At 58.5% G+C, this 19,116-nt stretch carries 6 protein-coding genes, 2 tRNA genes and 3 rRNA genes; 10 read left to right on the top strand and 1 reads right to left on the bottom strand.

From position 1 onward, the window contains the following. Window positions 1-16: 16 nt before the first annotated feature. Entirely contained in the window at window positions 17-937 is a 921-nt protein-coding gene (locus BLU46_RS12665; RefSeq protein ID WP_010174131.1) for a LysR family transcriptional regulator, read from the bottom strand. Between the two features lie 126 nt (window positions 938-1,063). Between BLU46_RS12665 and BLU46_RS12660 the strand changes: the two genes are divergently transcribed. The 10 genes from BLU46_RS12660 (at window position 1,064) to recD (ending at window position 19,109) form a co-directional block, all read left to right on the top strand. Further along, window positions 1,064-2,413, top strand: a complete 1,350-nt coding sequence (locus BLU46_RS12660; RefSeq protein ID WP_063033278.1) for an aspartate aminotransferase family protein — start codon at window positions 1,064-1,066, stop codon at window positions 2,411-2,413. A gap of 39 nt (window positions 2,414-2,452) precedes the next feature. Next, window positions 2,453-3,946 carry a CoA-acylating methylmalonate-semialdehyde dehydrogenase gene (locus BLU46_RS12655; protein WP_063033277.1) on the top strand — a complete coding sequence of 498 codons (1,494 nt, stop codon included), beginning with the start codon at window positions 2,453-2,455 and terminating at the stop codon, window positions 3,944-3,946. Between the two features lie 626 nt (window positions 3,947-4,572). Continuing rightward, window positions 4,573-6,109 (top strand): 16S ribosomal RNA (locus BLU46_RS12645). A gap of 82 nt (window positions 6,110-6,191) precedes the next feature. Next, window positions 6,192-6,268 (top strand) — tRNA-Ile (locus BLU46_RS12640). 30 nt (window positions 6,269-6,298) lie between these two features. After that, window positions 6,299-6,374 (top strand) — tRNA-Ala (locus BLU46_RS12635). Window positions 6,375-6,610: 236 nt separating this feature from the next. Continuing rightward, window positions 6,611-9,504, top strand: a 23S ribosomal RNA gene (locus BLU46_RS12630). Window positions 9,505-9,674: 170 nt separating this feature from the next. Further along, window positions 9,675-9,790, top strand: a 5S ribosomal RNA gene (gene rrf / locus BLU46_RS12625). Together the 16S, 23S and 5S rRNA genes with 2 tRNA genes alongside form the textbook arrangement of a ribosomal RNA operon. Window positions 9,791-9,937: 147 nt before the next feature. Then, complete coding sequence (gene recC, locus BLU46_RS12620; RefSeq protein WP_093202160.1) at window positions 9,938-13,387, top strand: exodeoxyribonuclease V subunit gamma; 3,450 nt, start codon at window positions 9,938-9,940, stop codon at window positions 13,385-13,387. Next, window positions 13,384-17,061: an exodeoxyribonuclease V subunit beta gene (gene recB / locus BLU46_RS12615; protein ID WP_093202156.1), complete on the top strand. Its 3,678-nt coding sequence runs from the start codon at window positions 13,384-13,386 to the stop codon at window positions 17,059-17,061. The genes recC and recB overlap by 4 nt, the downstream gene beginning before the upstream one ends. Continuing rightward, window positions 17,058-19,109 carry an exodeoxyribonuclease V subunit alpha gene (gene recD, locus BLU46_RS12610; protein ID WP_093202152.1) on the top strand — a complete coding sequence of 684 codons (2,052 nt, stop codon included), beginning with the start codon at window positions 17,058-17,060 and terminating at the stop codon, window positions 19,107-19,109. Before recB ends, recD begins: the two co-directional genes overlap by 4 nt. Window positions 19,110-19,116 lie beyond the last annotated feature (7 nt).

Below are 19,116 nucleotides of genomic sequence, written 5' to 3'. Positions count from 1 at the left end.
TTCTGCGAGGCCCGTGTTAGCGCGTTGCGGCCAGACTTTCGAGGAAGCTTTCCAGCACCAAATGAGGGCGACGGCCCTTGCGCGTGACCGAAGCGAGGCTCAAATCGTAAAAGCGTGTAGCTGGTTTCAGCGCGCGCAGTCGGCCTTGTTGTACCCACAGACTGGCGTAGTGGTCGGGCAGGTAGCCGATGTAGCGGCCGGTCAGGATCAGGAAGGCCATGCCTTCGCGGTCCGAGGCGCTGGCGGTGCAGTTGAGTGCCTGGTAGTGCGCCTGGATATCGGCGGGCAGGCGGAAGGTCGGGGCGATGGCGTCCTGGCTGTTGATGCGTTCGTCGTCCAGTTGCTTGTCGTCGGCGTAAAACAGCGGGTGGCCGACTGCGCAGTAGAGCAGCGAGCGTTCGCTGTACAGCGGCTGGTATTCAAGCCCCGACAGGGCGCTGGCCTGGGGGACTACGCCGACGTGCAGGCGACCGTCGAGCACACCTTGTTCGACTTCATTGGGGGCGATCATGCGGATCTGGATCTGTACGTCCGGGCCGCGCTCCTTCAATTGCGCCAAGGCGTGGGTGATGCGCATGTGGGGCAGGGTGACCAGATTGTCGGTCAGGCCGATGATCAGCTCGCCGCGCAAGTGCTGGTGCAGGCCGTTGACCTCGGTGCGGAAACTTTCCAGGGCGCTGAGCAGCTGCAACGCCGACTGGTACACCTCGCGCCCTTCCTCGGTCAGGGAAAACCCCGCCCGCCCGCGTTGGCACAGGCGTAGGCCGAGGCGTTGCTCAAGATCACTCATTTGCTGGCTGATGGCCGAGCGACCAATCCCCAGGACGGTTTCCGCCGCCGAGAAGCCGCCGCATTCCACCACGCTGCGAAAGATGCGCAACAGGCGGATATCGAAGTCGCTGACTTGGGCCAGTGGGTCGGGTCGACGGCTGCTCATAGTTTAGTGAAGGCCTGACTGAAGGTTAGAAGAGTTGGATTTCACCGACTTTATCCCCGTGGCAATTTAGCTGCAACAACGCTTTTCAAATCCCTACGCTGCCTTTCGCCTTGCGAGGTTTTGCTCATGAACATGCCCGAAAACGCTCCGTCCACCCTGGCCAGCCAACTGAAGCTGGACGCGCACTGGATGCCGTACACCGCCAACCGCAACTTCCATCGTGACCCGCGTCTGATCGTGGCGGCCGAGGGCAGCTGGTTGACCGATGACAAGGGGCGCAAGGTGTATGACTCGTTGTCGGGTCTTTGGACCTGCGGCGCCGGGCACACCCGCAAGGAAATCCAGGAAGCGGTCTCCAAGCAACTGGGTACGTTGGACTACTCGCCGGGCTTCCAATACGGTCATCCATTGTCGTTCCAACTGGCAGAAAAGATTACCGACCTGACCCCGGGTAACCTGAACCACGTGTTCTTCACCGACTCCGGCTCCGAGTGTGCCGATACCGCCGTGAAGATGGTGCGTGCGTACTGGCGCCTGAAAGGCCAGGCGACCAAGACCAAGATGATCGGCCGTGCCCGTGGTTACCACGGTGTGAACATCGCCGGTACCAGCCTGGGCGGCGTCAACGGCAACCGTAAGATCTTTGGTCAGGCGATGATGGATGTTGACCATCTGCCTCACACCCTGTTGGCGAGCAATGCGTTCTCCCGTGGCATGCCGGAGCTGGGCGGTATTGCCTTGGCGGATGAGCTGCTCAAGCTGATCGAGTTGCACGATGCGTCGAACATCGCCGCAGTGTTTGTTGAACCGATGGCAGGCTCTGCTGGCGTGCTGGTTCCGCCACAGGGTTACCTGAAGCGTCTGCGTGAGATCTGCGATCAACACAACATCCTGCTGGTCTTCGACGAGGTGATCACCGGCTTCGGTCGTACCGGTTCGATGTTTGGTGCTGACAGCTTCGGTGTGACCCCGGACCTGATGTGCATTGCCAAGCAAGTCACCAACGGTGCGATTCCGATGGGCGCGGTGATTGCCAGCACTGAGATTTATCAGACGTTCATGAACCAGGCGACGCCTGAGTACGCGGTGGAATTCCCACACGGTTACACCTACTCGGCTCACCCGGTGGCATGCGCGGCTGGCTTGGCGGCACTCGACCTTCTGCAGAAGGAAAACCTGGTGCAGAGCGTGGCCGAAGTCGCACCGCATTTCGAGAATGCGCTGCACGGCCTGAAGGGCAGCAAGAACGTGATCGACATTCGTAACTACGGCCTGGCCGGTGCGATCCAGATTGCGCCGCGTGACGGTGATGCGATTGTGCGTCCGTTCGAAGCCGGCATGGCTTTGTGGAAAGCCGGCTTCTACGTGCGCTTTGGCGGCGATACCTTGCAGTTCGGGCCAACCTTCAACAGCAAGCCGCAGGACTTGGATCGCTTGTTCGATGCGGTCGGCGAAGTGCTGAACAAGATCGACTGATTTCTCCTTCTATATAGAACAACTTTTCAGGAGCCCTGCATGAGCCTCATCCAGCATTTGATCAACGGCCAACTGGTGACCGAGAACGGTCGCACGGCTGACGTGTATAACCCGTCGACTGGCCAGGTGATTCACCAGGTGCCGTTGGCCAGCCGCGAAACCATTCAAAGCGCCATCGACTCGGCCAAGGCGGCCTTCCCGGCCTGGCGGAATACACCACCGGCCAAGCGTGCCCAGGTGATGTTCCGTTTCAAGCAATTGCTGGAACAGAACGAAGCGCGGATCTCCCAACTGATCAGCGAAGAGCACGGCAAGACCCTGGAAGATGCGGCGGGTGAGCTGAAGCGTGGGATCGAGAACGTGGAGTACGCGTGCTCGGCGCCGGAAATCCTCAAGGGTGAGTACAGCCGTAACGTTGGCCCGAACATTGACGCATGGTCTGACTTCCAGCCGTTGGGTGTGGTGGCGGGTATTACGCCGTTCAACTTCCCTGCAATGGTGCCGCTGTGGATGTATCCACTGGCGATCGTCTGCGGCAACTGCTTCATCCTCAAACCGTCGGAACGTGATCCAAGCTCGACGCTGCTGATTGCACAACTGTTGCAGGAAGCGGGCTTGCCTAAAGGTGTGCTGAGTGTGGTGCACGGCGACAAAGGCGCGGTGGATGCGCTGATCGAAGCGCCGGAAGTCAAAGCGTTGAGCTTTGTGGGTTCGACGCCGATCGCCGAGTACATCTATTCGGAAGCTACCAAGCGCGGCAAGCGTGTACAGGCGCTGGGCGGGGCGAAGAACCATGCGGTGCTGATGCCGGATGCGGATCTGGACAACGCAGTCAGTGCCTTGATGGGCGCGGCGTATGGTTCGTGCGGTGAGCGTTGCATGGCAATCTCTGTTGCCGTGTGTGTTGGCGACCAGGTAGCGGATGCGTTGATTGCCAAGTTGGTGCCGCAGATCAAGGCGCTGAAGATTGGTGCGGGCACTTCCTGTGGCTTGGACATGGGGCCGCTGGTGACTGGCCAGGCGCGGGATAAAGTCAGTGGCTATATAGAAGACGGCGTTTCTTCGGGCGCTGAGTTGGTGGTCGACGGGCGTGGGTTGAGTGTTGCGGGCCATGAAGAAGGTTTCTTCCTGGGCGGTAGCTTGTTCGATCGCGTGACCCCAGAGATGCGTATCTATAAAGAAGAGATCTTCGGGCCGGTGCTGTGCGTGGTTCGGGTGAGCAGTCTGGAAGCGGCTATGCAACTGATCAACGATCACGAGTATGGCAACGGTACCTGCATCTTCACCCGTGACGGTGAAGCGGCGCGGTTGTTCTGTGACGAGATTGAAGTGGGCATGGTTGGCGTCAACGTGCCGTTGCCGGTGCCGGTGGCGTATCACAGCTTTGGTGGCTGGAAGCGTTCGCTGTTTGGCGACTTGCATGCCTATGGGCCGGATGGGGTGCGTTTCTACACCCGTCGCAAGGCGATTACCCAGCGCTGGCCGCAACGGGCCAGTCATGAGGCGTCGCAGTTTGCCTTTCCCAGCTTGTAAGTTCGGTCAGTAGAAGGCCGGCCCCTTGGGGCCGGCCTTTGCTTTTCAGGGCTTTTTTGACCGATATGACAGTATTGTGAAAAAAGGTGTTGACGGCAGATTCTGGAAGTCTATAATTCGCCCCACTTCCGGCGCAGTCGAAACGGAAAACTCCTTGGTAAACAAAGAGTTATGTAGGTTTCGACAGCGGGCTGCTTCAGATCATCGAAGCCCAGAAGGAGTTGATAGGGACGTGTTGTTTAGCTCTATTAACGGTTCGATCTTCTCGGTCGAAAGCGGAGAAAAAGAGGTGTTGACAGCAGCGTGTAACGCTGTAGAATTCGCCTCCCGCTAACGAGAGATCGGAAGCGCAAGTGGTTGAAGTTACAAAGGAAACTTTGAAAACTTCTGAAAATAATCACTTGACAGCAAATGAGGCTGCTGTAGAATGCGCGCCTCGGTTGAGACGAAAGATCTTAACCAACCGCTCTTTAACAACTGAATCAAGCAATTCGTGTGGGTGCTTGTGGAGTCAGACTGATAGTCAACAAGATTATCAGCATCACAAGTTACTCCGCGAGAAATCAAAGATGTAACCAACGATTGCTGAGCCAAGTTTAGGGTTTCTTAAAAACCCAAAGATGTTTGAACTGAAGAGTTTGATCATGGCTCAGATTGAACGCTGGCGGCAGGCCTAACACATGCAAGTCGAGCGGTAGAGAGAAGCTTGCTTCTCTTGAGAGCGGCGGACGGGTGAGTAATGCCTAGGAATCTGCCTGGTAGTGGGGGATAACGTTCGGAAACGGACGCTAATACCGCATACGTCCTACGGGAGAAAGCAGGGGACCTTCGGGCCTTGCGCTATCAGATGAGCCTAGGTCGGATTAGCTAGTTGGTGGGGTAATGGCTCACCAAGGCGACGATCCGTAACTGGTCTGAGAGGATGATCAGTCACACTGGAACTGAGACACGGTCCAGACTCCTACGGGAGGCAGCAGTGGGGAATATTGGACAATGGGCGAAAGCCTGATCCAGCCATGCCGCGTGTGTGAAGAAGGTCTTCGGATTGTAAAGCACTTTAAGTTGGGAGGAAGGGCAGTAAATTAATACTTTGCTGTTTTGACGTTACCGACAGAATAAGCACCGGCTAACTCTGTGCCAGCAGCCGCGGTAATACAGAGGGTGCAAGCGTTAATCGGAATTACTGGGCGTAAAGCGCGCGTAGGTGGTTCGTTAAGTTGGATGTGAAATCCCCGGGCTCAACCTGGGAACTGCATTCAAAACTGACGAGCTAGAGTATGGTAGAGGGTGGTGGAATTTCCTGTGTAGCGGTGAAATGCGTAGATATAGGAAGGAACACCAGTGGCGAAGGCGACCACCTGGACTGATACTGACACTGAGGTGCGAAAGCGTGGGGAGCAAACAGGATTAGATACCCTGGTAGTCCACGCCGTAAACGATGTCAACTAGCCGTTGGGAGCCTTGAGCTCTTAGTGGCGCAGCTAACGCATTAAGTTGACCGCCTGGGGAGTACGGCCGCAAGGTTAAAACTCAAATGAATTGACGGGGGCCCGCACAAGCGGTGGAGCATGTGGTTTAATTCGAAGCAACGCGAAGAACCTTACCAGGCCTTGACATCCAATGAACTTTCTAGAGATAGATTGGTGCCTTCGGGAACATTGAGACAGGTGCTGCATGGCTGTCGTCAGCTCGTGTCGTGAGATGTTGGGTTAAGTCCCGTAACGAGCGCAACCCTTGTCCTTAGTTACCAGCACGTAATGGTGGGCACTCTAAGGAGACTGCCGGTGACAAACCGGAGGAAGGTGGGGATGACGTCAAGTCATCATGGCCCTTACGGCCTGGGCTACACACGTGCTACAATGGTCGGTACAGAGGGTTGCCAAGCCGCGAGGTGGAGCTAATCCCAGAAAACCGATCGTAGTCCGGATCGCAGTCTGCAACTCGACTGCGTGAAGTCGGAATCGCTAGTAATCGCGAATCAGAATGTCGCGGTGAATACGTTCCCGGGCCTTGTACACACCGCCCGTCACACCATGGGAGTGGGTTGCACCAGAAGTAGCTAGTCTAACCTTCGGGAGGACGGTTACCACGGTGTGATTCATGACTGGGGTGAAGTCGTAACAAGGTAGCCGTAGGGGAACCTGCGGCTGGATCACCTCCTTAATCGACGACATCAGCTGCTCCATAAGTTCCCACACGAATTGCTTGATTCATTGAAGAAGACGATAAGAAGCAGCCCGAAATTGGGTCTGTAGCTCAGTTGGTTAGAGCGCACCCCTGATAAGGGTGAGGTCGGCAGTTCGAATCTGCCCAGACCCACCAATTTTGTGTGGGAAACGCCTGTAGAAATACGGGGCCATAGCTCAGCTGGGAGAGCGCCTGCCTTGCACGCAGGAGGTCAACGGTTCGATCCCGTTTGGCTCCACCACTACTGCTTCTGAAAGTTTTGAAAGCTTAGAAATGAGCATTCCATCGTTGTGATGGTGAATGTTGATTTCTAGTCTTTGATTAGATCGTTCTTTAAAAATTTGGGTATGTGATAGAAAGATAGACTGAACGTTACTTTCACTGGTAACGGATCAGGCTAAGGTAAAATTTGTGAGTAATTGCGAATTTTCGGCGAATGTCGTCTTCACAGTATAACCAGATTGCTTGGGGTTATATGGTCAAGTGAAGAAGCGCATACGGTGGATGCCTTGGCAGTCAGAGGCGATGAAAGACGTGGTAGCCTGCGAAAAGCTTCGGGGAGTCGGCAAACAGACTTTGATCCGGAGATGTCTGAATGGGGGAACCCAGCCATCATAAGATGGTTACCTTACACTGAATACATAGGTGTATGGAGCGAACCAGGGGAACTGAAACATCTAAGTACCCTGAGGAAAAGAAATCAACCGAGATTCCCTTAGTAGTGGCGAGCGAACGGGGACTAGCCCTTAAGTGGCTTTGAGATTAGCGGAACGCTCTGGAAAGTGCGGCCATAGTGGGTGATAGCCCTGTACGCGAAAATCTCTTAGTCATGAAATCGAGTAGGACGGAGCACGAGAAACTTTGTCTGAATATGGGGGGACCATCCTCCAAGGCTAAATACTACTGACTGACCGATAGTGAACTAGTACCGTGAGGGAAAGGCGAAAAGAACCCCGGAGAGGGGAGTGAAATAGATCCTGAAACCGTATGCGTACAAGCAGTGGGAGCAGACTTTGTTCTGTGACTGCGTACCTTTTGTATAATGGGTCAGCGACTTATTTTCAGTGGCGAGCTTAACCGAATAGGGGAGGCGTAGCGAAAGCGAGTCTTAATAGGGCGTCTAGTCGCTGGGAATAGACCCGAAACCGGGCGATCTATCCATGGGCAGGTTGAAGGTTGGGTAACACTAACTGGAGGACCGAACCGACTACCGTTGAAAAGTTAGCGGATGACCTGTGGATCGGAGTGAAAGGCTAATCAAGCTCGGAGATAGCTGGTTCTCCTCGAAAGCTATTTAGGTAGCGCCTCATGTATCACTGTAGGGGGTAGAGCACTGTTTCGGCTAGGGGGTCATCCCGACTTACCAAACCGATGCAAACTCCGAATACCTACAAGTGCCGAGCATGGGAGACACACGGCGGGTGCTAACGTCCGTCGTGAAAAGGGAAACAACCCAGACCGTCAGCTAAGGTCCCAAAGTTATGGTTAAGTGGGAAACGATGTGGGAAGGCTTAGACAGCTAGGAGGTTGGCTTAGAAGCAGCCACCCTTTAAAGAAAGCGTAATAGCTCACTAGTCGAGTCGGCCTGCGCGGAAGATGTAACGGGGCTCAAACCATACACCGAAGCTACGGGTATCACCTTCGGGTGATGCGGTAGAGGAGCGTTCTGTAAGCCTGTGAAGGTGAGTTGAGAAGCTTGCTGGAGGTATCAGAAGTGCGAATGCTGACATGAGTAACGATAATGGGTGTGAAAAACACCCACGCCGAAAGACCAAGGTTTCCTGCGCAACGTTAATCGACGCAGGGTTAGTCGGTCCCTAAGGCGAGGCTGAAAAGCGTAGTCGATGGAAAACAGGTTAATATTCCTGTACTTCTGGTTATTGCGATGGAGGGACGGAGAAGGCTAGGCCAGCTTGGCGTTGGTTGTCCAAGTTTAAGGTGGTAGGCTGGAATCTTAGGTAAATCCGGGATTCTAAGGCCGAGAGCTGATGACGAGTTATCTTTTAGATGACGAAGTGGTTGATGCCATGCTTCCAAGAAAAGCTTCTAAGCTTCAGGTAACCAGGAACCGTACCCCAAACCGACACAGGTGGTTGGGTAGAGAATACCAAGGCGCTTGAGAGAACTCGGGTGAAGGAACTAGGCAAAATGGCACCGTAACTTCGGGAGAAGGTGCGCCGGTGAGGGTGAAGGACTTGCTCCGTAAGCTCATGCCGGTCGAAGATACCAGGCCGCTGCGACTGTTTATTAAAAACACAGCACTCTGCAAACACGAAAGTGGACGTATAGGGTGTGACGCCTGCCCGGTGCCGGAAGGTTAATTGATGGGGTTAGCTAACGCGAAGCTCTTGATCGAAGCCCCGGTAAACGGCGGCCGTAACTATAACGGTCCTAAGGTAGCGAAATTCCTTGTCGGGTAAGTTCCGACCTGCACGAATGGCGTAACGATGGCGGCGCTGTCTCCACCCGAGACTCAGTGAAATTGAAATCGCTGTGAAGATGCAGTGTATCCGCGGCTAGACGGAAAGACCCCGTGAACCTTTACTATAGCTTTGCACTGGACTTTGAATTTGCTTGTGTAGGATAGGTGGGAGGCTTTGAAGCGTGGACGCCAGTTCGCGTGGAGCCAACCTTGAAATACCACCCTGGCAACTTTGAGGTTCTAACTCAGGTCCGTTATCCGGATCGAGGACAGTGTATGGTGGGTAGTTTGACTGGGGCGGTCTCCTCCTAAAGAGTAACGGAGGAGTACGAAGGTGCGCTCAGACCGGTCGGAAATCGGTCGTAGAGTATAAAGGCAAAAGCGCGCTTGACTGCGAGACAGACACGTCGAGCAGGTACGAAAGTAGGTCTTAGTGATCCGGTGGTTCTGTATGGAAGGGCCATCGCTCAACGGATAAAAGGTACTCCGGGGATAACAGGCTGATACCGCCCAAGAGTTCATATCGACGGCGGTGTTTGGCACCTCGATGTCGGCTCATCACATCCTGGGGCTGAAGCCGGTCCCAAGGGTATGGCTGTTCGCCATTTAAAGTGGTACGCGAGCTGGGTTTAGAACGTCGTGAGACAGTTCGGTCCCTATCTGCCGTGGACGTTTGAGATTTGAGAGGGGCTGCTCCTAGTACGAGAGGACCGGAGTGGACGAACCTCTGGTGTTCCGGTTGTCACGCCAGTGGCATTGCCGGGTAGCTATGTTCGGAATAGATAACCGCTGAAAGCATCTAAGCGGGAAACTAGCCTCAAGATGAGATCTCACTGGAACCTTGAGTTCCCTGAAGGGCCGTCGAAGACTACGACGTTGATAGGTTGGGTGTGTAAGCGCTGTGAGGCGTTGAGCTAACCAATACTAATTGCCCGTGAGGCTTGACCATATAACACCCAAGCAATTTGTATGCTCCAAGCTGAAAGGCGAAAGAGACCAGATTGCGGTGTGTGAAGACGAAACGAACCGAAAGTTCGAAAGACTCACAAAACACCGAAGCTATCACATACCCAATTTGCTGAAGCGAGGCCAACTGGCCACGACTCAGTACCCGAATTTCTTGACGACCATAGAGCATTGGAACCACCTGATCCCATCCCGAACTCAGCAGTGAAACGATGCATCGCCGATGGTAGTGTGGGGTTTCCCCATGTGAGAGTAGGTCATCGTCAAGATTAAATTCCGAAACCCCTGATTGCTAACGCAATCAGGGGTTTTGTTTTGGGCGGTCGAAAACATTCCGGCCGACCTCGCTTGCAGCTTGAAGCCGCCTTCAATGCTAAAGTCCATCCCTCGATTTTGCTTTTCCCAAGGAAGCCGTTATGCCGGATGCGACGTCCCTCAGTGCTGGATTCATGGTGGTTCACGGCAACCGCCTGGATGAGCTGCGCAGCCTGGTTGTCAGTTGGATGCGTCGTTACCCGCTGGCTCCCCTCGAAAACGAAATCGCCTTGGTACAAAGCAACGGCATTGCCCAATGGCTCAAACTGGCGCTGGCCGAAGACCCTGAAGATGACGACATGGGCGGCTGCGGCATCGCTGCCGCAATCGACGTACAACTTCCCGGCAGCTTCATGTGGCAGCTCTATCGCATGGTCCTGGGCAAAGATGAAATCCCGGCCAAGTCCCTGCTGGACAAAGCCCCACTGACCTGGCGTCTCATGCGCCTGCTCCCCGAACTGATCGACCAGCCCCACTTCGAGCCCCTGCAACGCTTCCTGACCCACGACACGGACCTACGCAAACGCTACCAACTGGCAGAACGCCTCGCCGACCTGTTCGACCAATACCAGGTCTACCGTGCCGACTGGCTGGAAGATTGGGCTGCCGGGCGTCATCAACTACGCAATGGCCGAGGCGAATCCAAACCCCTGAGCCCAGCCAACTGCTGGCAAGCCGAACTATGGCGTGCCCTGCTGCTGGATGTCGGAGAGGAGGGCATGGCCCAGAGTCGTGCCGGTGTTCACCAGCGCTTTATCGAGCGCATCAACACCCTCGAAAAGGCCCCGGTTGGCCTGCCTTCCCGCGTGATCGTTTTCGGCATTTCTTCCCTGCCAGCCCAAGCCCTGGAAGCGCTCGCCGGCCTCGCCCGTTTCAGCCAAGTGCTGCTGTGCGTGCACAACCCATGTCGCCACCACTGGTCTGACATCGTCGCCGACAAAGACCTGCTCCGAAACGAATACAAACGCCAGGCCCGCAAAACCGGAATGCCGGTCACCATCGACCCACAAACCCTGCACCAGCACGCCCACCCGCTGCTCGCTGCCTGGGGGAAACAAGGTCGCGACTACATCAACCTGTTGGACAGCTACGACGACCCCAACAGTTACCGCTCGGCATTCCGCGACGGCCGTATCGACCTGTTCAGCGAGAGCGAGCCCACCACCTTGCTCAACCAGCTCCAGGACGACATCCTCGAACTGCGCCCGCTCAACGAAACCCGCGAACTCTGGCCAAGCGTCGACCTGAAGCGCGACACTTCCATCCGCTTCCACATAGCCCACAGCGCCCAACGCGAAGTAGAAATTCTCCACGACCAGCTACTCCAGCGCTTCAGCGCCGACCCCACGCTACGTCCACGGGACATCATCGTCATGGTCCCCGACGTCGACAGCTACGCGCCGCATATTCGTGCCGTATTCGGCCAACTTGATAGAAGCGACCTACGCTTTATTCCGTTCACACTGACAGACCAAGGCCAGCGCGGCCGCGACCCATTGCTGATCGCCGTCGAACACTTGCTCAAGCTCCCCGACAGCCGCTTCCCGGTCAGCGAAATCCTCGACCTGCTCGACGTCCCGGCCCTGCGCGAACGCTTCGGCATCAAGGAGCGCGACCTGCCGACCCTGCACCGCTGGATCGAAGGCGCAGGCATCCGCTGGGGCCTCAACGCCGAACAACGTGCGGGTCTCGGCTTGCCCCAGGAGCTGGAGCAAAACAGCTGGCGTTTCGGCCTGCGCCGCATGCTCCTGGGCTACGCCGTCGGTACGGGATCTGCCTGCGACGGCATCGAGCCTTACGATGAAATCGGCGGCCTCGACGCTGCCTTGATCGGCCCGCTGGTCGCGCTGCTCGACGCACTGCACGACGCCCACCAGGCACTGTCACAACCCGCCGCGCCAACAGAATGGGGCGAGCGCCTGCAAAACCTGATGCAGCTGTTTTTCCTCCCGAGCAACGAGCACGACGACTACCTCCTGGGCCAACTCGAGCAACTGAGAGAAACCTGGCTGGAGACCTGCGAGTCCGTTGGCTTGCACGACGAGCTACCCCTGACCGTAGTCCGTGAGGCCTGGCTGGCAGGGCTCGACCAGGGCCGACTGTCCCAACGCTTCCTCGCAGGTGCTGTCAATTTTTGCACCCTGATGCCCATGCGTGCGATCCCGTTCAAGCTGGTGTGCCTGCTGGGCATGAACGACGGCGACTACCCGCGTGCGCAACCGCCGCTGGACTTCGACCTGATGGGCAGCGACTACCGCCCAGGTGATCGATCACGGCGCGAAGACGACCGCTACCTGCTGCTCGAAGCCCTGCTCTCGGCCCGCGACCAGCTCTACATCAGCTGGGTTGGCCGCAGCATCCGCGACAACAGCGACCGCCCGGCATCCGTCCTGATCGGCCAGTTGCGCGACCACATCGCCAGTGGTTGGCACACCACCAGTGGCGACCCCCTCCTGGAAGCCACCACCCAGGAACACCCGCTCCAGCCCTTCAGCGCCCGCTATTTCCACGAAGGTGACGAGCTGTTCAGCTACGCCCGCGAATGGCAGTTGCTCCACGCAACCCCGGACAGCCTCCCCGAGACTGACAGCCTCGCACCCTACACCCAGGAAGAACCGCTGAGCCTCGGCCAACTGCAAGACTTCCTGCGCAACCCGGTCAAACATTTCTTCAGCCAGCGTCTGAAAGTGTTTTTCGAAGCCGCCGAAGTTCCGCTGGAAGATGAAGAACCCTTCGTCCTCGACGCACTGCAGCGCTATAGCTTGAGCGACAGCTTGCTCACGGCGGCACTCACTCGCCCCGACAACCTCGACGAAGCCCTCAACGCCCAGGCCCTGCGCCTGCAAGGCAGTGGCTTGTTGCCGATGGTTGGTTTCGGCGAATGCCTGCGTAAAGAACTGATAGAACCTTTGCCTGATCTGCTGCAACGTTACCAGCAGCTCCTGGCCCTTTGGCCCACCCCGCACACCAGCGCCGAGCCGATCAGTTTTGAGCATCAGGGCATCCAGCTGGAAGGTTGGATCAGCGGCCTGCATCAACGCAGCGACGGCAGCTTTCTAAGCGTCACCGCCATCCCCAACAGCATCGGCTCGATCAAGACCCGCAAGTGGCATCGCCTGATTCGCCCGTGGGTGAACCACCTGGTGGCCTGTGCCTGCGGACTGCCATTAAGCACCGGCCTGGTTGCGAGCGACGACACCCTGCTATTGGCCCCGCTGGAGCAAGCCACCGCCCAGGAGCTCCTCGGTAACCTGCTGCTCGCCTGGAAAACCGGCATGAGCGAACCGCTGCCGATCGCCGTTAAAACAGCGTTCGCCTGGCTCGGCCAAACCGACCCGGCCAAAGCGCAAGCCGCCGCCAGCAAAGCCTACGAAGGCGACGGCCAAACCACCGACGGCGAGCGCCGTGAAAGTCCCGCGCTCACCCGCCAGTTCCCCGACTACGCGGCCTTGATCGCCAGCGAAGAATTCGAGGGTTGGTGCGAAACCCTCTATCGACCGTTGATCAACGCCCCCTGGCGATCACTCACCAGCGCGGAGGCCAGCGCATGAGCGGCACAAAACCCCTGGCCCTGGCGTTCCCGCTCAAGGGTAGCCAGCTGATCGAAGCCAGCGCCGGCACTGGCAAGACGTTCACCATCTCGGCGCTTTACCTGCGTCTGGTACTTGGCCACGGCGGTGACGAGTCGGGCTTTGGCCGCGAGTTGCTGCCGCCGCAAATTCTCGTCGTGACCTTCACTGATGCCGCCACCAAAGAGCTGCGCGAACGTATCCGTATCCGCCTGGCGGAAGCCGCACGTTTTTTCCGTGAAGAAATCGAAGAACCCGATGCACTGATCGCCGAACTGCGCGACCAATACAGCCCCGAACAATGGGCCGGCTGCGCCAATCGCCTGGACATCGCTGCCCAATGGATGGACGAAGCGGCCGTCTCGACCATCCACAGTTGGTGCCAGCGCATGCTGCGCGAACACGCTTTCGACAGCGGCAGCCTGTTCACACAGACCCTGGAAACCGACCACAGCGACCTGCTCGGCGAAGTGCTACGCGACTACTGGCGATTGTTCTGCTACCCGATGCACGACGACGCATTGAACTGGGTGCGCAACAATTGGGGCGGCCCGGCAGCGCTGATGCCACGGGTACGCGCGTTGTTCAACAGCGAGCGGCCCATGGATGAAACTCGCGACCCCGCCGAGCTGATCAACGAATGCCTACAAGAACGCCGCCAAGCCCTCGTCGCGCTCAAGGCGCCCTGGCAACAATGGGCAGAAGAGTTGCGCAACATTTGCCTCCAGGCCGTCGCTGCCAAAGCCGTCGATGGTCGCAAGATGCAAGCGCGTTACTTCGAGCCCTGGTTCGAAAAAATCAGCGCCTGGGCGGCTGATGAATCCCTTGAGCAACTGGACATCGGCACTGGTTTCACCCGCCTGACGCCCGACGGCATGGCCGAAGCCTGGAAAGGCGAACCACCACGCCATCCGGGTATCGATGCCATGGCCAGCCTCAAGGTCAGCCTCGACGCCCTGCCAACGCCGGATGCCGCCGTGCTGCAACACGCCGCCGGCTGGGTAGGAAAACGCTTCGAAGAAGAAAAGCGCCGGCGCGCCGAAATGGGCTTCGACGACATGCTGATCCGCCTCGACGCCGCCCTGCAAGCCGACGGCGGCGAGCGCCTGGCCAGTGTGATCCGCGAGCAATTCCCGGTCGCCCTGATCGATGAATTCCAAGACACCGACCCGGTGCAATACAGCATCTTCGACAGCATCTACCGCATCGAAGAAAACCACCTCGACAGCGGCCTGTTCCTGATCGGCGACCCGAAGCAGGCGATCTACGCCTTCCGTGGTGCCGACATCTACACCTATCTGCGGGCGCGCCAATCCACCACCGGCCGCCATCACACCCTGGGCACCAACTTCCGTTCGAGCCACGCCATGGTCGAGGCGGTAAACCATGTGTTCCAGCGCGCCGAAAAAGGCCGTGGCGCGTTCCTGTTCCGCGAACCCGACGGTACGAATCCGGTGCCGTTCCAGTCGGTATTGTCTCAAGGCCGCAAGGAACAACTGCAGGTCAACGGTCAGACGTTGCCCGCGCTGAACCTCTGGCACCTGCCCACCGACCAGCCGATCTCCAACGTGCTCTACCGCCAACAGCTGGCCGCGACCTGCGCCAGCCAAATCGTTGCATTACTCAACGGCGGCCAGCAGGGAACTGCGGGATTCCTGAGTAAAGACGGTAGCTTCAAAGGCGTTCTGCCGTCGGACATCGCCATCCTGGTGCGCGATGGCAAGGAAGCCCAAGCTGTGCGCAGTGAGTTGGCTGCCCGTGGCGTACGCAGCGTTTACCTGTCTGATAAGGATTCGGTGTTCGCCGCCCAGGAAGCCCACGACCTTCTGGCCTGGCTCAAGGCTTGCGCCGAGCCGGACGTCGAGCGCCCGCTGCGCGCCGCCTTGGCCTGCGTCACCTTGAACCTGTCACTACCCGAATTGGAGCGTCTGAACCAAGACGAACTGGCGTGGGAAAAACGCGTGATGCAGTTCCGCGACTACCGCACGATCTGGCGCACCCAAGGTGTGCTGCCGATGCTGCGTCGTCTGTTGCACGACTTCCAATTGCCGCAAACCCTGATCACCCGCAGCGATGGCGAGCGGGTACTGACCAACCTGCTGCACCTCTCGGAATTGCTGCAACAGGCGGCCGCGGAGCTGGACGGCGAGCAGGCATTGATTCGCCATCTGGCCGAACATCTCGCGCTCTCCGCTCAGGCCGGTGAAGAGCAGATCCTGCGCCTGGAAAGCGATGAGCAACTGGTCAAAGTAGTGACGATCCACAAGTCCAAGGGACTGGAGTACGACCTGGTCTTCCTGCCGTTTATTTGCTCGGCAAAGCCGGTGGACGGCAGCCGCTTGCCATTGCATTACCACGACGCAAACGGCAAATCCCAAGTCAGCCTCAAGCCCACCGCCGAGCTGATCGCCCAAGCCGACGACGAGCGCCTGGCCGAAGACCTGCGCCTGTTTTACGTGGCGCTGACCCGCGCCAAACACGCTTGCTGGTTGGGGATCGCAGACCTGAAGCGCGGCAATAACAACAGCTCGGTGTTGCACCTGTCGGCCTTGGGCTACCTGCTCGGCGGCGGTGCTTCACTGGGCGAGTCCGCCGGCCTGACCCGCTGGCTGCTCGACCTGCAGGAAGGTTGCCCGGCGCTGCATTACGCAGAAATGCCCGAAGCCGATGCGGTCATATTCCACCCGCCGCGCAACGAAGCCACTTTGCTCGCGCCGCTGTTGCCCAAACGCAAGGCCGCAGAAAACTGGTGGATTGCGTCCTACAGCGCCCTGCGTATCGGCGAGAGCATGAGTGCTGCGAGCCTTGAAGCGCCGGAGAGCCCACAAGCGCAGAAGCTGTTCGACGACGAACGCCTCGACCCGGATGCCCCGCGCGAAGTGCCGGCTTCCGGTGGAGATATTCACCGCTTCCCACGTGGGCCAAACCCTGGCACCTTCCTCCACGGCTTGCTGGAATGGGCGGGCGGCGAAGGCTTCAACGTGACTCCGGAGGCCATCGAAGATGCTGTCGCCCGCCGCTGTAACCGGCGTGGATGGGAAGGCTGGATCGGTACTCTCAGCGGCTGGCTCGGGCACCTGTTGCAAGCCCGGCTGCCGCTGGGCAACGGGCAGATGGCCCTCAATGAGTTGCAGCACTACCAGATCGAAATGGAATTCTGGTTTGCCAGTCACAAGGTCGATGTCCTCGCGCTCGACAAACTGGTGTGCCAGCACACTCACAATGGCGTGTCCCGCGTGGCCGCCGAACCGGTGCTGCTCAACGGCATGTTCAAGGGCTTTATCGACCTGACCTTCGAACACGAAGGCCGTTACTACGTGGCTGACTACAAATCCAACTGGCTCGGTCCTGACGATTCGGCCTACACACAACAGGCCATGGAACTGTCGATCCTCGATCATCGTTACGACCTGCAATATGTCCTTTACCTGCTGGCCCTGCATCGCCAGCTTAAGGCTCGCCTGCCGGATTACGACTACGACCGCCACGTCGGTGGCGCGTTGTACCTGTTCTTGCGCGGCACCCATTCCGCGAGCCAGGGCGCGTATTTCACCCGTCCGCCCCGGGAATTGATCGAAGGCCTGGACCTGCTGTTCCAAGGCAAACCGCTACCACCCAAGGCCGAGCCCGCCTGGGAACAAGGAGAGCTGCTATGAGCCTGTCGCCGTTACCGCTTGAGGAGTTGACGCCCCTCAGTCGCGCCGCCGACCTGGTGCAATTGCTCAATCTCTGGGTGCAGCGCGGCTGGTTGCGTGCGTTGGATAAAGCCTTCGTCGGCTTCCTCCATGAGCTTGATCCCCAGGCTGATCCCCTGGTGTTGCTGGCCGCCGCCCTGACCAGCCACCAACTGGGCCACGGTCATGTGTGCCTGGACCTGTTCGAAACCCTCAAGGCGCCGGACTTTGCTCTGTCGCTGCCGCCCGAAGGCGATGCGCAAACGGGCGTCATGCTGTTGCCATCGCAATTGCTCGACGGCCTGGACGGCGCCCATTGGTGCCATGCCCTGGCCGCCAGCCGCCTGGTGGCACTGGCCGTCGATGGCAGCGAGGACGCGCAAAGCCGGCCACTGGTGCTGTCGGGCAAACGCCTGTATTTGCGCCGCTACTGGACTTACGAGCGACGTATCGACAGCGCCCTGCGCCTGCGACTTGCCACCCGGGAAAGCGTTGCCAACGATCTGCCCGAGCGTTTGAATCGCCTGTTCGACCAGGCCCCGCCGGACGGCGTTGTCGACTGGCAAAAACTCGCCTGCGCCCTGGCCACACGCGGTGCATTCAGCATCGTCACCGGCGGCCCGGGCACCGGCAAGACCACCACGGTGGTGCGTTTGCTTGCGCTGTTGCAGGCACCCGCGGTAGAGAACGGCAGCGCGTTGCGCATCCGCCTGGCGGCACCTACCGGCAAGGCGGCCGCGCGCTTGACCGAGTCCATCAGCCAGCAAGTGCTGTCGCTGAAAGTGCCGGATGCGGTGAAGGAAAAAATCCCGACCCAGGTAACCACCGTTCACCGGTTGCTGGGCAGCCGGCCCGGCACCCGACACTTCCGACATCACATCGGCAATCCGTTGCCCCTGGATGTGCTGGTGGTAGACGAAGCCTCGATGATCGACCTGGAAATGATGGCCAACCTGCTGGATGCCTTACCACCCCATGCCCGTCTCGTGCTGCTGGGCGACAAGGACCAGTTGGCCTCGGTTGAAGCCGGTGCGGTGCTGGGTGATTTGTGCCGCGATGCCGAAGCCGGTTTCTACAGCCCGCAAACCCGCCAGTGGCTGCAACAGGCCAGCGGCGAAGACCTCGGCGCCAGCGGCTTGCAGGAAGACCTCGACGGTAGCCACCCCTTGGCGCAACAAGTGGTGATGCTGCGTTACTCGCGGCGTTTCGGCGAAGGCAGCGGCATCGGCCAATTGGCCCGTTGGGTCAACCAGCAAAACCCTGAACAGGCCCGCAAATTGCTGGCCGCCCGCAGCCATGCCGATCTGTTTTGCGTCAGCCTCAAGGGCGAGCACGACCATGCCCTGGAGCGCCTGGTGCTGGACGGCCATGGTGAAGGTGCCCTCGGTTATCGCTATTACCTGAAGCTGCTGCAGACGGCGCGTCCGTCCCTCGACACTCCACGGGATGACGAAGCCTGGACGCTCTGGGCGCAAAAGCTGCTGAAAGCCTTCGATGCATTCCAGTTGCTCTGCGCCGTACGCAAGGGCCCGTGGGGTGTCGAGGGCTTGAACCTGCGCATCACCGCCGCGCTGCTAAAGGCCCGGCTGATCGACAACGACCAGCAATGGTACGAAGGGCGCCCGGTGTTGATGACCCGCAACGATTACGGCCTGGGCCTGATGAACGGCGACATCGGCATCGCCCTGAAACTGCCCGAGAGCGACGGTGGGCCGCAGGTGCTGCGCGTGGCGTTCCCGCGTAACGATGGGCAGGGCGGCGTGCGCTTTGTGCTGCCAAGCCGGCTTAACGATGTGGAAACCGTTTATGCGATGACGGTGCACAAATCTCAGGGCTCTGAGTTCACCCACACCGCACTGATTCTGCCGGATGCCCTGAACCCGGTGCTTACCAAAGAATTGATCTACACCGGTATCACCCGGGCCAAGGACTGGTTCAGCCTGATCGAACCCCGAGGGGGCGTATTTGAAGAGGCGGTGAGTCGCAAGGTGAAGCGCTTGAGTGGACTGATGCTGGAACTGGGCACTTGATCGATAA

This window comes from Pseudomonas yamanorum, assembly GCF_900105735.1.
In the GTDB taxonomy this organism is placed as follows: domain Bacteria; phylum Pseudomonadota; class Gammaproteobacteria; order Pseudomonadales; family Pseudomonadaceae; genus Aquipseudomonas; species Aquipseudomonas yamanorum.
Note: the sequence above shows the minus strand (reverse complement) of the source record. Positions and strands in the feature narration are given on the sequence as shown.